Here is a 13,595-nt window from a genome sequence, read left to right on the forward strand (position 1 = left end):
TCAGTCGCGCCCAGGACGCGGCCGGTCGGAGCCGGTGGCTCAGACGGCGGCCGGGTCCTCCTCGACCAGGAGGTTGCGGGTGCGGTTCGGGTCCACCTGGATGCCGGGGCCGATCGTGGTGGAGACGGCGGTCTTCTTGATGTAGCGGCCCTTGGCGGCGGCCGGCTTGGCCCGGAGGACCTCCTCGAGCGCGGCGCCGTAGTTCTCGACCAGCTGCTCATCGGTGAAGGAGACCTTGCCGATGATGAAGTGCAGGTTCGAGTGCTTGTCGACGCGGAACTCGATCTTGCCGCCCTTGATGTCGTTGACAGCCTTGGTGACATCGGGGGTGACGGTGCCGGTCTTGGGGTTCGGCATCAGGCCACGGGGACCGAGCACGCGGCCGAGGCGGCCGACCTTGCCCATCAGGTCCGGGGTGGCGACGACGGCGTCGAAGTCCAGACGGCCCTTGGCGACCTCGTCGATGAGCTCGTCGGAGCCCACGATGTCGGCGCCCGCAGCACGCGCGGCCTCGGCACGGTCACCGGTCGCGAAGACCAGGACCCGGGCGGTCTTACCGGTGCCGTGCGGGAGGATCACGGTGCTGCGGACCATCTGGTCGGCCTTGCGCGGGTCGACGCCCAGACGCATGGCGACCTCGACGGTGCCGTCGAACTTGGTGGTGGAGGTCTCCTTCGCGAGGCGGATGGCCTCGAGGGGAGCGTAGATCCGGCTGCGGTCGACCTTGGCGTCCGCGGCCTTGAGAGCCTTGCTGCGCTTCACTGCTTCTCCTGAAGGTGAATGAGGAGTCGTGGTCATGCGGGCCGCGCGGGCCCTACCACGGTGGACTAAGGGGCTGGTCAGCCCTCGACGGTGATGCCCATCGACCGGGCGGTGCCGGCGATGATCTTCGCCGCGGCGTCCAGGTCGTTGGCGTTCAGGTCGGGGAGCTTGACCGTGGCGATCTCGCGGACCTGGGCGCTGGTGAGCTTGGCGACCTTGGTCTTGTGCGGCTCGGCCGAGCCCTTGTCCACACCAGCGGCCTTGAGGATCAGGCGGGCGGCCGGCGGGGTCTTCGTGATGAAGGTGAAGGAACGGTCCTCGTAGACCGTGATCTCCACCGGCACGATCATGCCGCGCTGCGACTCGGTCGCGGCGTTGTAGGCCTTGCAGAACTCCATGATGTTGACGCCGTGCTGACCCAGCGCGGGGCCGACCGGCGGGGCCGGGTTGGCGGCACCGGCGTTGATCTGGAGCTTGATGAGCCCCGTGATCTTCTTCTTCTTGGGAGGCATTTCTCTCCGGGTCCTTCCGAGAGGTGATTGCTGGTGTGTCCGTGGCGGGCGCGACAGCCCACCGGGCGGACACACATCGGACCAGGCTAACGCGGATGCGCCGCTGGACCAAAACGAGTTCGGGGGCGGGGCCGAAGCCCCGCCCCCGAACCCGGAGACCGTGCTAGTTCTTCTGGATCTGGTCGAACGACAGCTCGACCGGGGTCTCCCGGCCGAAGATCTCGACCAGGCCCTTGACCTTCTTCGAGTCCGGGTTGATCTCGTTGATGGTCGCCTGCAGGGTGGCGAACGGACCGTCGGTGACGGTGACCGAGTCGCCGACCTCGAAGTCGAGCACCTGGACCTCGACCGGGCGGACCGGGGAGGCCTTGCCGGCGTCCTTGGCCGCCTGGCGCTCGACGTCCGGGGCGAGCATCTTGACGACCTCGTCCAGGGTCAGCGGGTACGGGTCGTAGGCGTTGCCGACGAAGCCGGTGACGCCCGGGGTGTTGCGGACCACGTTCCAGGACTCGGCGTCCAGCTCCATGCGGACCAGCACGTAGCCGGGGAGCTTGTTCTGCCGGATGGTCTTGCGGTCGCCGTTCTTGATCTGGACGACCTCTTCCTGCGGCACGGCCGACTCGAAGATGCGGTCCTCGACGTTGAGCGAGACCGAGCGCTGCTCCAGGTTCTGCTTCACGCGGTTCTCGTAGCCGGCGTAGGTGTGGATGACGTACCACTCGCCCGGCGCGCGGCGCAGCGTCTCGCGGAACTCGGCGACCGGGTCGCTCTCGCCGGCCGGCTCCTGCTCGGCCTCGTCGGCCTCGTCGGAGGCCTCCTCGGTGCCGGTCTCCTCGGCGGCGGTCTCGTCCGCGGCCTCCTCGGCGACGGCCTCGTCCTCGGTCACCTCGTGCAGCGCGTCGAGCTCGGCCGGGACACCCGCCTCGGCCTCGTCGGCAGACTCGACCTGGTCCTCGTCGGCGTCGGCGGCGTCCAGGATGTCCTCGGCAGCCTCGGCGTCAGCAGCCTCGGCCGCGACATCCGCCTCGCGGACGGTCTCGTCGGCGTCGTACAGGGGGGACTCAGACACGGTCGCTGCTTCTTTCCTGGTTGTGGAGATGGAACGGCTCCGGGCCGCCCGGCCGCCCTGGGGCGTACGGGCGGGAAAGTCTCGGATACCTCAACAGTACCGAGTCAACGGTAGCGGGCTCGTCCGGTCGGCGCAGACAGCTCGACCCGGGCGGCCCCCTTCCGTGTGGAGGGTGCCGACCCGGGTCGGGTGTCGCTGGCTGCCGAGCCGGTCAGCCGAAGATCCACAAGCTGAGCTTGGAGAAGCCGTAGTCCACGCCGTAGACCAGCATCATCATCACGATGACGAAGGTGACCACGACGGTGGTGTACTGCACCAGCTCGCTGCGGGTCGGCCAGACGACCTTGCGGAGCTCGGCGATGATCTGGCGGTAGAAAACGGCGGTCCGGGCGAACAGGCCCTTCTTGGCCCGCTTGCCGGGGCGCTTCGCGCCGTCGCCGCCGGCGGCCTTGTTGGCACGCCTGCGCTCGCGCCGGGAGAGCGACTTGTCGTCGGCAGGCGTGGTTTCGTCCGCCGCGCCGTCGGCCCCCTCGGGGTTGCCGCTCTCAGGCGTTGCGGTGGAGCCCGTGGTCTCCGTCACTCGTCCTCACCTGAATCCGGGTCCTGCCGAGCGCGTCCCGCGTGTGTAGCCACGCAGGCGATCCGGCGAAAGCAGTGCTTGGTGGGGCCCTCTCCGCATCAAGCCCGCTCGCTCTGTGGAGCGAACGGGCTCGGTACGGATCAAGCTGCAGGGCACGAGGGACTCGAACCCCCAACCGCCGGTTTTGGAGACCGGTGCTCTACCAATTGAGCTAGTGCCCTTCGGTACCTCGCGGCACCGGACTGCGCCCAAACCTACCGCATCCGAGCCACTGCGTGGTGTACGCCTTGGCGGATCCGCACCTCGGGAGCCATCGAGCAGTGAGTGTACGTGTTCTTGAGCGTTTGGTCGAACCTCATTCACCTGGGCACCACTCCCGCTCCGGCGGGGACACATCGTGGACGCCGCCGTACGCATACTGGAACCGTCGTGCCCGCGGGCCGCCGTCTCTGGGACGATGCAGACATGAGCGCTCCCACCCCCGCCAACCGTCCTGCCGACCGCCGGGTCTCCGCCCGGGTCGGCGCCATCGCCGAGTCCGCCACCCTCGCCGTGGACGCCAAGGCCAAGGCCCTCAAGGCGGCCGGCCGTCCCGTGATCGGCTTCGGCGCCGGCGAGCCGGACTTCCCGACCCCCGGCTACATCGTCGAGGCCGCCGCCGCCGCCTGCCACGACCCGAAGAACCACCGCTACACGCCGGCCGGCGGGCTGCCCGAGCTCAAGGCCGCAATCGTCGCCAAGACCCTGCGCGACTCCGGCTACCGGGTGGACGCCTCCCAGGTGCTGGTGACCAACGGCGGCAAGCAGGCCATCTACGAGGCCTTCGCCGCGATCCTCGACCCGGGCGACGAGGTGATCATCCCGGCGCCGTACTGGACCACCTACCCGGAGGCCGTGAAGCTGGCCGGCGGTGTGCCGGTCGAGGTGGTGGCCGACGAGACCACCGGCTACAAGGTCTCGGTCGAGCAGCTGGAGGCCGCCCGCACCGAGAACACCAAGGTGGTGCTGTTCGTCTCGCCGTCCAACCCGACCGGCGCCGTCTACACCGCCGCCGAGGCGGAGGCGATCGGCCGCTGGGTGCTGGAGCACGGCCTGTGGGTGCTCACCGACGAGATCTACGAGCACCTGGTCTACGGCGGCGCCGAGTTCAGCTCGCTGCCGGCCCTGCTGCCCGAGCTGGCCGACAAGTGCCTCGTGGTCAACGGTGTCGCCAAGACGTACGCCATGACCGGCTGGCGGGTGGGGTGGCTGATCGGCCCGAAGGACGTGGTCGGCGCCGCCGCCAACCTGCAGTCGCACGCCACCTCCAACGTCTCCAACGTGGCCCAGCAGGCCGCGCTGGCCGCGGTGGCCGGCGACCTGACCGCGGTCGACGAGATGCGGACCGCCTTCGACCGGCGCCGCAGGACCATCGTGAAGATGCTCAACGAGATCGACGGGGTGTTCTGCCCCGAGCCCGAGGGCGCGTTCTACGCCTACCCGTCGGTCAAGGGCCTGCTGGGCAAGGAGATCCGCGGCAAGCGCCCGGCGACCTCCGCCGAGCTGGCCGCGCTGATCCTGGACGAGGCCGAGGTCGCGGTCGTCCCCGGTGAGGCCTTCGGCACCCCCGGCTACCTGCGCCTGTCGTACGCGCTCGGGGACGCCGACCTGGTCGAGGGGGTCAGCCGGCTGCAGAAGCTGCTGGGCGAGGCCCGGGACTGACCCGGCACCCGGACACGGCCGCCCCTCGTCACCCCTTCGGGGGATGTACGGGGGGCGGTTCCCGTTCGGGGTGGTGATGCGGCAGGATCGGTGAATGGATCGCCTGCGTGATGTCCGAAGCCTGCCCAAGGCCCACCTGCACCTGCACTTCACCGGTTCGATGCGCCCCGCCACGCTGTTGGAGCTGGCCGACCGGCACGGGGTGCGGCTGCCCGAGGCGCTCAGCTCCGGCGAGCCCCCGCAGCTGCGGGCCACCGACGAGCGCGGCTGGTTCCGCTTCCAGCGGCTGTACGACACGGCGCGTTCGGTGCTGCGGGACGAGTCCGACATCCGGCGGCTGGTCCTGGAGACCGCCGAGGACGAGCGGCGGGACGGCTCCCGCTGGCTGGAGATCCAGGTCGACCCGACCTCGTACGCGCCCCGGCTCGGCGGGCTGACGCCGGCGCTGGAGCTGATCCTGGACGCGGTCGAGCACGCCGCCGACTCCACCGGGGTCGGGATCCGGGTGCTGGTGGCGGCCAACCGGATGAAGTCGCCGATGGACGCCCGCACGCTGGCCCGGCTGGCGGTCCGGTACGCCGACCGGGGGGTGGTCGGGTTCGGGCTGTCCAACGACGAACGCCGCGGGATGGCGCGGGACTTCGACCGGGCGTTCAAGATCGCCAGGGACGGCGGGCTGCTGGCCGCGCCGCACGGCGGCGAGCTGGCCGGGCCGGAGTCGGTCCGCGACTGCCTGGACGACCTGGGGGCCGGCCGGATCGGGCACGGCGTGCGGGCCGCCGAGGACCCGCGGCTGATGCAGCGGCTGGCGGACCGGCAGATCACCTGCGAGGTCTGCCCGTCCTCCAACGTCTCGCTGGGCGTCTACGAGCAGGCCGCCCTGGTGCCGATGCGCACCCTGTTCGACGCCGGGGTGCCGATGGCGCTGGGCGCGGACGACCCGCTGCTGTTCGGCTCCCGGCTGGCCGACCAGTACCGGCTGGTGCGCGAGGTGCACGGCTTCTCCGATGCCGAACTGGCCGAGCTGGCCAGGCAGTCGGTGCGCGGTTCGCGGGCGCCGGAGACCGTCCGGAAGGAGCTGCTGGCCGACATCGACGCCTGGCTGGCCGGGTAGTCCGGCGGGGCGGGCCCTACAGCCGGACGCCGACCATCACCGGCTCGTTGACGAGCTCCACGCCGAAGGCGGCGTGGACGCCGTCGCGGACCTCGCGGGCGAGCGCGAGCAGGTCCTCGGTGGTGGCGCCGCCGCGGTTGGTGAGCGCCAGGGTGTGCTTGGTGGAGAGGGTGGCCGGGCCGGTGCCGTGGCCCTTGCGGAAGCCGGCGTGGTCGATCAGCCAGGCCGCCGAGGTCTTGGTGCGGCCGTCGGGTGCCGGGTAGGCGGGGGCGGTGCGGTCGCCGAGCCGGGCGGTGAAGGCGGCGTACTGCTCGGGGTCGAGGACCGGGTTGGTGAAGAAGGAGCCCGCCGACCAGGTGTCGTGGTCGGCCTCGTCGAGCACCATGCCCTTGCCGGCCCGCAGCTTCAGCACGGTGTCGTGGGCGAGCCGCAGGTCCACCCGCCGATCGGCCTCCACCCCGAGGGTCCGGGCCACCTCGGCGTACTTGACCGGGGAGGACTGCCCGGCGGCGTCCTCCAGGGCGAAGGTGACCCGGAGCACCACGTAGCGGTCGGGGTCGGCCTTGAAGCGGCTGTGCCGGTAGGAGAAGCCGCACTCGGCGTTGGTCAGGGTGACCCGCTCGCCGGCGGTCCGGTCGTAGGCGAGGACCTCGGTGATGACCCCGGAGACCTCCTGGCCGTAGGCGCCGACGTTCTGCACCGGGGTGGCGCCCGCCGAGCCGGGGATGCCGGCCAGGAACTCGATGCCGGCCAGGCCCCGGTCGACCGAGCGGGTGACCGCGTCGGCCCAGACCTCGCCGGCGGCCAGCTCCAGCCGGGTGCCCCGGAGGTCGAAGCCGGTGGTGGCGATCCGCAGCACGGTGCCGTCGAAGCCGGCGTCGCCGATGACCAGGTTGGAGCCGCCGCCGAGGACCAGCAGCGGCTCGCCCGCGGCGTCGGCCGCGCGGACGGCCTCGACGACCTCGTCGTCGGTCCGGGCGGTGACCAGGCGGCGGGCGGGGCCGCCGAGCCGGAGGGTGGTCAGCGGGGCGAGCGGCGCGTTTTCGAGTACCTGCACGCCCACCACGGTATACGGGCGCGGAGCGTGGTCGGCACAGCCCCGGAAAGAACTTGGAGAGATACACTATCCATATGGCCGGTCCGGGCCTGTCGGCTTTCGGGACGGGGATGCGATGCGCATCGGGGAGCTGAGCAAGCGGGCCGGCGTGCCGGTGCCCACCATCAAGTACTACGTGCGGGAGGGCCTCATCCCGGGCGGCGAGCGGATCGGTCCGAACCAGGCCCGGTACGGCGAGGAGCACATCCACCGGCTGAAGCTGGTGCGGGCGATGGTCGACGTCGGCAAGCTCTCGGTGGCCGCCACCCGGGAGGTGCTCAGCGCGATCGACTCCCCCGGCAGCAGCCTGCACGACGTGCTGGGGATCGCCCAGGCGGCGGTCACCCCGCAGGTGACGGCCGGTGACCGGGCCGTCTGGGCGGCCGCCGAGCACGAGGTGGCCGAACTGGTGCGGCGGCGCGGCTGGGTGGTCAAGGAGAGCAACCCGGCCCGGCAGGCACTGGCCCAGCTGGTGGTGACCTTCCGCGACCTCGGCCAGCAGGACCTGCTGGCCATCCTGGACGACTACGCGAGCGTGGCCGAGCGGCTGGCCGCCGCCGAACTGGCCGCCATCGGGCACCGGGAGGGCGTGGACAGCAAGGTCGAGGGCGCGGTGCTGGGCACCGTGCTCGGCGACGCGCTGATCGGTGCGATGCGCAGGCTGGCCCAGGCGGACGCGTCGCACCGGGCGTTCCACACGGCCGTACCCGGCTGAGCCGCGGACGGTACCGGCAAGGACGGGGGCGGACGACCGGGTGGTCGTCCGCCCCCGTGGTGCGGGCCGGTGGGACGGGCCGGTGCGCCGTCAGACGCCGGCCGGCGCCGGCTCGTCGGCCGGGGACGGCGCGGCCGGCAGCTCGGCCGGGCGCGGCGGGCGCGGGATGAACAGCGCGCAGACGCCGCCGAAGAGCACCACCGCGACGCCGACCCAGACCGCCGGGTGCAGGCCCTTCACGAAGTCGGCGGCGCTGGCCTCGCTGCCGTGCGCCAGGAAGACGCTGCTCAGCACCGCGATGCCGAAGGCGCCGCCGATCTCCCGGACGGTGGTGTTGGCGCCCGAGGCCTTGCCGCGGTGCTCCGGACCGACCGCGCCGAGCACCACGGCGGCGGTCGGCGCGATGGCGAAGCCCATGCCCGCGCCGGCCACCAGCATGGCGCCGACCAGGTGGGAGTACGGGGTGTCGGCGGTGGCCGCCAGGTTGATCCAGGCCAGGCCGGCGGCCTGGAGGAAGAGGCCGAGCGCCATCAGCCGCCCGCCGCCGACCCGGTCGGTGAGCGCGCCGGCCACCGGGGCGATGAACATCGGCATCAGGGTCCAGGCCAGGGTGAGCACCCCGGCGTGCAGCGGGGTGCGGTACGGGGCGATCTGGAGGTACTGGGAGAGGAAGAAGATCGACCCGAAGACGCCGAAGTACATCGTCGCGGAGACGATGTTGGTGAGGGTGAAGGCGCGGATCCGGTAGAAGGAGAGCGGCAGCAGCGGGTGGGTCTGGCGGCGCTCCCACAGGACGAACGCGGCCAGCAGCACGGCGCCGGCCACGAAGGCGGAGACGATCTTCGTGGAGGTCCAGCCGTCGGTGCTGCCGTTGACGATGCCCCAGACCACGGCGAGCAGGCCGGCGGCGGCCAGCAGCATGCCGATCAGGTCGAGGCCGGCCCGCTCGCCCTTGCTCTCCTTCAGCACCTTGAAGATCAGCGGGATCGCCACGATGCCGACCGGCACGTTGATCCAGAAGATCCACTCCCAGGCCAGGCCGTCCACCACGGCGCCGCCGACCACCGGGCCGAGCGCGATGGCGAGACCGCTGACCGCGCCCCACAGGCCGAGCGCGAGGCTGCGCATCTTCTCCGGGACGGCCTGCGAGAGCAGGGTCAGCGAGAGCGGCATGACGGCGGCCGCGCCGAATCCCTGGACGGTGCGGGCGGTGATCAGCTCACCGCTGGTGTCCGCCAGGCCGCAGGCGATCGAGGACAGGGTGAAGATCGCGATGCCGATGGTGAAGACCTTCCGGCGGCCGAACCGGTCGCCGAGCGCGGCGCCGATCAGCAGCAGGCAGGAGAAGCTCAGCACGTAGGCGTTGACGAACCACTGCAGGTCCTTGGTGTCGGCCTTGAGGTCGACGGCCAGGGTGCGCAGTGCGGTGGAGACCACCAGGTTGTCCAGCGCCACCATGAACATCGGCACGCTGCACGCGACGATCGACAGCCAGAGCGGGACCTTGGGCCCCTGCGCGGCGGGGCTCGGGGAGCCGGCCGCCGTCGGATCGGACGAAGCCATGACTTCTCTCCTTCGAGGGTGCTTCGGAAGCGGTGCGGGGTCAGGCGCCGGCGTCCGCGGCGCCCGCGCCGGCGTCCGCGGCGTCGGCCTGCGCCTGGTCGGCGAGGTGCTGCTTGGCATCGGCCCAGGTGATCGGGAGCTGCTCGACCGGGACCTCCCAGAAGGTGAAGGTGGAGTCCTTCATGGTCGGCCGCAGCGAGGTCATCACGGAGTAGTGCGGTTCGGTCTTGGCGTAGGTGTAGAGGTCCTGGCGGGTCTCCCAGGCGGAGAGCGTCCAGAAGGTCCGCTTGAGCGGCTGGGCGATCAGCGAGGCGCCGAGCGCGCCGGGGGCGGTGCGCACCTGCTTCCAGGCGGCGAGGGACTTGAGGAAGAACCGCGGCACGTCCTTGAACGAGCGGACCTCCAGCCGGGAGGCCATGACCAGCGCCCGGGTCTGCGGGCGGGCCGGGTTGGGGGTGGTCCAGGGAAGCGTGGGCATGGCGGCCTTCCTCTCTCGTCGGCTCGGCGCGCGGCGGAGCCCGTACCGCCCGAGCTGGTGCCGCCCGAGTCGATAGTAGAACCTAGCGCTATCCATTATAGGGAGCGGTGAGACCTGATCGCCAGTGACAAGACGGGCGGGGCCGGCCCGCTCCGGCCGACCCCGCCCCCGCCCGTCCGGGGCTCAGGCGCCGAGCTCCCTGAGCAGCTGCTCGGCCGCCTCCAGGCCGGAGGAGAACGCGGCCTCGTGCGAGCCGATCTGGTCGTGGTGCAGCTGCTTGGAGTGGAAGTACGAGCCGGCCAGCTTTACCCGGGTGCCCTCGTTGACCTGGTAGATGGTCTTCTGCAGGGTGCGCAGGTCCATGTCGATGACCGGGTGCTCGTACGGCAGCTCCTTGATCACCAGCTCCTGGCGCAGCGGACGCGGGTAGTCCAGGGTGACGAAGTAGTCCCGCTCGGACTCGAAGCCGTGCAGCCGGTTCATGTAGTAGACGACGTACGGGCGGACCTCGCCGTCGACCACGACCTTGCCGTAGTTCCAGTTCTCCCAGCGTGAGCGGTCCTCGGGCATCACCGAGGCGTCGGTGTGCAGCACCACGCTGGACGCGTTGTAGCGGATCTTCGCCAGGGTCCGCCGCTGCAGCTCGGTCGGGTCCGCGAGCAGCGCCCTGGCCTGGTCGCCGTGGACGGCGAGGACGGCGTGGTCGAAGCGCTCGGTGCCGGCCGCGGTGGTGACGGCGACCCCGTCGGGCAGCGCCCGGACCTCGGTGACCTTCTCGGTCAGCCGCAGCTTGGGGTCGATCGCGGCCAGCGCCTTTCGGACGTAGGTGATCGAGCCGCCGCCCACGGTCCGCCAGTCCACCTTGGCGCCGCCGAGGCCGCCCTCGTCGTGCGCCATGAAGAAGGCGATCACGGTGGTGGCGGGCATCTCCCAGATCAGCTCGGCCGGCACCGACCAGACCGCGGTGCACAGCAGGATCACGTACCCGTGCCGGAACTCCTGGCTGTAGCCGCCCCGGTCGAGGTACTCGCCGAGCGGCAGGTCGGTGCGCTTGCGCAGGAAGTCCTTGCGGCCCTCCTCGTGGAAGCGGCGGGCCTCGCGCCGGATGGTGAGGAACTCCTGCGGGTAGCGGCCGGCCGCCTCCTCCTCGGGCAGCGCCATCTCCTCGGTCCCGAACTGCAGCCCGGAGTCCAGGTCGAAGAAGTTGAAGCCGCCCTGGTGCTGGCGGAACGGCACGTCGAGTTCGTCGAAGAAGCGGCTGAGGTTGGGGTAGCTGGGCCGGTTGAAGATCACGAACGCGGTGTCGATGCCCAGGATCCGGCCGTCGTCCTCCACCTCGACGGTGTTGGCGTGGCCGCCGGGCCGGTCGTCCTGCTCGAAGACGGTGAGCTCGGCGTGCTCGCGCAGGCGGTAGGCGGCGGAGAGGCCGGAGACACCGGCGCCGATGACCGCGACCCGGGGCTTGATCGGTGCTGACATGGCAGAGTCCTTAGCTGGCTGGGGCGATGGGGAGGTCGGTGCGGGAGCCGGTCTCCAGGACCGGCCCGAGGACGGCGAGGCCGGCCAGCTGCTGGAGCCAGGCGCAGGTGCCCCGGCGCAGCTCCTGCCGGCAGGCGGGGCAGACCTTCAGGTCCCGGTCGAGGTGGTGCGCGGGGACCTCGGTCCGGCAGTTCGGGCAGGGCAGGCGGCGGGTCGCGGAGGGTCCGGCGGTGGGTCTCGGCATGGCTCGACTCCTGGCTGGTCCGGAGTTCGGTGCTGGTGTCGGTACGCGTTCCCGGGCGGGTTCTGGTCCCGGCGCGCTCAGGTCTCGGCGAGGCTGAGGTCCCCGCGCTCGGCGAGGCGGAACTGCCAGTGCGAGAACAGCCGGTTCTCCCGGTACATCCGCTGCAGCACGGCCATCACCTCGTCCACCACCCGGCTGTCGGTGACCGCCTCGTGCGGGCGCAACTGCTTGCGCAGCCGTTCCAGTTGGAGCAGCAGCAGGGCTCCGCTGGGCAGCGGGTCGGTCATCGCGCCGGCCGAATGCACATAGGTGTGCAGGCAGGCCGCGACGGCGTGCAGCAGGCAGTACTGCTTGGCCAGGTCGAAGAGTTCGGCCGACTGGCCGTACTCGCGGCCGAGTTCGGCCCGCAGCGCGGCGCAGCCGTCGCGCAGCACGGCGGTGTGGTCGAGCAGCTCGCCCGCCACGTCGGCGGCCCGGGTCAGCCGGTCGCGTTCGTCGCCCTTGGCTGCGGCGGCCAGCACCCGAAGTTCGGCGAGGGCGGCCGGGGCGGCGAGCAGCGCGTCGTCCCGGCCGCGGCTGAACAGCTGCTGGTCCCAGGGCCGGTAGAGCGGCAGTTCGCGGTCGGTCCCGTAGAGCGTGGCGACCCGCTCCTCGGCGGCGGCGCGGGCCTCGGGCGAGGGGTCGGCGGCCGTGGCGAGCAGGCCGTCGAGCTGGAGGGCGAGGTTCTTGAGGTTGACCACGGTGTTGCCGTCGGCGAAGTTGGCCACCAGCATGTCGCGGAGCATCTTCTGGTGGACGCCGTAGTGCGGTTCGGCGCGCAGGTAGAAGCGGGCGCCCAGCACGATGTTGAGCTGGGACATGGTGCTCTCCAGCACGGTCGGCACGAAGTACTTCACCGCCGAGGACCAGACGCTGGCCTGCTCGGGCACCAGCTGGAGGCTGCGCACCGCCCCCAGGCTGACCGCGTCGGCGGTCATCAGGTCGGCGAAGCACTCGGCCAGCTGCCGCCGGGAGTACGGGATCTCGCTGACCGTGCGGCCGAAGATGACCCGGCGCTCGGTGAAGTCCAGCGTGATCCGCAGCGCGGTGTCGACCGCCGAGAGCGCGATCGAGCCGATCAGGGTGCGGGCGACCTGGGAGGTCTGCAGGGCGATCTCCAGGCCGGCGCCCTCGGCGCCGAGCCGGGCGGAGTCGGGGACGAAGACCCGGTCCAGCCGGATGCCGCTCATGTCCAGGGCGCGCAGGCCGTGCAGGCGCTCGTTGGGGAGCTCCTCGACCGCGCCGGCCGGGGTGCGGCGCTTCTCCAGCAGGAAGATGGAGTAGCCGGCCGGGCCGCCGGTGTCCTTGGTGCGGGCGAAGACGCTGAGGCCGTCGGCCACCCGGGCGTTGCCGATCAGCCACTTCTCGCCGGTGAGCAGGTAGCCGCCGGGGACCTTCTCGGCCTTGAGCTCGTTGCTGAGCACGTCGCTGCCGTGGCTGCGCTCGGACAGGCCCCAGGCGTACCGGCTGCCCTGCCGCATGGCGTCGCTGAGGTACTGCTTCTGCTCGTCGGTGCCGGCGATCCAGGCGGGCAGGAAGGCCAGGCTGGTGATGATCAGCGCGGTGGCGGTGGTGGGGTCGCGGCGGGCGATCAGGCGCAGCAGGTTGAAGCCGGTCTCGACGTCGCCGGCCCGGCCGCCCTGGGCCTCGGGGATGTTGTACTCGTGCACGCCCCAGCGCTGGAGCAGGTTGACGAAGCCGTACGGGTACTCCTCGCGTTCGTCGTGGTCGAGGACGGCCGCGAACGGCATCCGGGCGTCGGCGTCGTGCGGGTCGCCCAGGTACTCCTCCAGTTCGGCGGCGAGGGCGGGCAGATCGGTGCTGGTCACCGGACCTCCGGTTCGGGATGGCTGCATCGGTCACACCCCCGGGCGGGCGAGCGGTACGGGCGCCGCGGCGAACATCCGGTGTTCGCGGCGCAGGTCGAGCAGGACGTCGAGGGCGGGCAGCAGGTGTTCGGCGGCGCGCCGGACCGGCTGCTGGTCGGCCCGGGCCAGCAGGTAGCCGAGGCAGGCGCCGAGCCAGTCGGCGGAGCCGGGCTTCTGCCCGTAGAGGGGCAGGTGCCGGCCGGCCCACCAGAGCTGGAGGCAGCAGGCGGCGGCGTGCAGCCAGGCGAACCGTTCCGCCAGGTCGGCCGGGCCGGTGCCGCCGGGTGCCCCGGCGGCCTCGGCGGCCTCCGCGGGCAGGCCCCGGACGGCGGCCAGCAGCCGCTCGGCCAGCGCGGCGACCGCCGGGGAGCCGGC

Annotated in this window: 13 protein-coding genes, 1 tRNA gene and 1 pseudogene; 3 read left to right on the forward strand and 12 right to left on the reverse strand. The window is 71.8% G+C overall.

The features are described from left to right. Positions 1-39: 39 nt before the first annotated feature. The 5 genes from rplA to AA75_RS23765 all read right to left on the reverse strand — a co-directional run bounded on the left by rplA (position 40) and on the right by AA75_RS23765 (position 3,144). Positions 40-762, reverse strand: coding sequence for a 50S ribosomal protein L1 (gene rplA, locus AA75_RS23745; protein WP_033822217.1), 723 nt, complete (start codon positions 760-762; stop codon positions 40-42). 77 nt (positions 763-839) lie between these two features. Continuing rightward, positions 840-1,274, reverse strand: a complete 435-nt coding sequence (gene rplK / locus AA75_RS23750) for a 50S ribosomal protein L11 (RefSeq protein ID WP_033822218.1) — start codon at positions 1,272-1,274, stop codon at positions 840-842. Between the two features lie 163 nt (positions 1,275-1,437). Then, positions 1,438-2,343 carry a transcription termination/antitermination protein NusG gene (gene nusG, locus AA75_RS23755; RefSeq protein WP_033822219.1) on the reverse strand — a complete coding sequence of 302 codons (906 nt, stop codon included), beginning with the start codon at positions 2,341-2,343 and terminating at the stop codon, positions 1,438-1,440. Positions 2,344-2,554: 211 nt separating this feature from the next. Beyond that, positions 2,555-2,923 (reverse strand): preprotein translocase subunit SecE, encoded by a 369-nt coding sequence (gene secE, locus AA75_RS23760; protein ID WP_033822220.1) that lies wholly within the window; start codon positions 2,921-2,923, stop codon positions 2,555-2,557. Positions 2,924-3,071: 148 nt separating this feature from the next. Further along, a tRNA-Trp gene (locus AA75_RS23765) sits at positions 3,072-3,144 on the reverse strand. A 244-nt stretch (positions 3,145-3,388) separates the two neighbouring features. Between AA75_RS23765 and AA75_RS23770 the strand changes: the two genes are divergently transcribed. Together AA75_RS23770 and AA75_RS23775 are read left to right on the forward strand one after the other, a co-directional pair. Continuing rightward, positions 3,389-4,624 carry a pyridoxal phosphate-dependent aminotransferase gene (locus AA75_RS23770; RefSeq protein ID WP_033822221.1) on the forward strand — a complete coding sequence of 412 codons (1,236 nt, stop codon included), beginning with the start codon at positions 3,389-3,391 and terminating at the stop codon, positions 4,622-4,624. Positions 4,625-4,718: 94 nt separating this feature from the next. Next, positions 4,719-5,738 carry an adenosine deaminase gene (locus AA75_RS23775; protein ID WP_033822222.1) on the forward strand — a complete coding sequence of 340 codons (1,020 nt, stop codon included), beginning with the start codon at positions 4,719-4,721 and terminating at the stop codon, positions 5,736-5,738. Positions 5,739-5,754: 16 nt separating this feature from the next. Here AA75_RS23775 and AA75_RS23780 read toward each other — a convergent pair whose 3' ends face one another. After that, entirely contained in the window at positions 5,755-6,795 is a 1,041-nt protein-coding gene (locus tag AA75_RS23780; RefSeq protein WP_033822223.1) for a UDP-N-acetylmuramate dehydrogenase, read from the reverse strand. Positions 6,796-6,910: 115 nt separating this feature from the next. On the opposite strand from AA75_RS23780, the gene AA75_RS23785 reads away from it, so the two are divergent. Continuing rightward, a complete protein-coding gene (locus AA75_RS23785) occupies positions 6,911-7,549 on the forward strand; it encodes a MerR family transcriptional regulator (RefSeq protein ID WP_033822224.1) in 639 nt (212 codons plus the stop codon). Positions 7,550-7,639: 90 nt separating this feature from the next. Here the strand turns inward: AA75_RS23785 and AA75_RS23790 are convergent, their stop codons facing one another. The 6 genes and pseudogenes from AA75_RS23790 to AA75_RS49685 all read right to left on the reverse strand — a co-directional run. Then, positions 7,640-9,112: an MFS transporter gene (locus AA75_RS23790; protein ID WP_082526772.1), complete on the reverse strand. Its 1,473-nt coding sequence runs from the start codon at positions 9,110-9,112 to the stop codon at positions 7,640-7,642. A gap of 40 nt (positions 9,113-9,152) precedes the next feature. Beyond that, on the reverse strand, positions 9,153-9,590 hold the full coding sequence (locus AA75_RS23795) for a hypothetical protein (RefSeq protein WP_033822225.1): 438 nt from the start codon (positions 9,588-9,590) through the stop codon (positions 9,153-9,155). Positions 9,591-9,773: 183 nt separating this feature from the next. Continuing rightward, complete coding sequence (locus AA75_RS23800) at positions 9,774-11,069, reverse strand: NAD(P)/FAD-dependent oxidoreductase (RefSeq protein WP_033822226.1); 1,296 nt, start codon at positions 11,067-11,069, stop codon at positions 9,774-9,776. 10 nt (positions 11,070-11,079) lie between these two features. Continuing rightward, positions 11,080-11,313 (reverse strand): hypothetical protein, encoded by a 234-nt coding sequence (locus tag AA75_RS23805; protein WP_033822227.1) that lies wholly within the window; start codon positions 11,311-11,313, stop codon positions 11,080-11,082. A 77-nt stretch (positions 11,314-11,390) separates the two neighbouring features. After that, positions 11,391-13,181: an acyl-CoA dehydrogenase family protein gene (locus AA75_RS23810; RefSeq protein ID WP_033822228.1), complete on the reverse strand. Its 1,791-nt coding sequence runs from the start codon at positions 13,179-13,181 to the stop codon at positions 11,391-11,393. Positions 13,182-13,211: 30 nt separating this feature from the next. Next, positions 13,212-13,595: pseudogene (locus tag AA75_RS49685) on the reverse strand (acyl-CoA dehydrogenase); the annotation flags it as partial.

This window comes from Kitasatospora sp. MBT63, assembly GCF_000710465.2.
Classification (GTDB): Bacteria; Actinomycetota; Actinomycetes; order Streptomycetales; family Streptomycetaceae; genus Kitasatospora.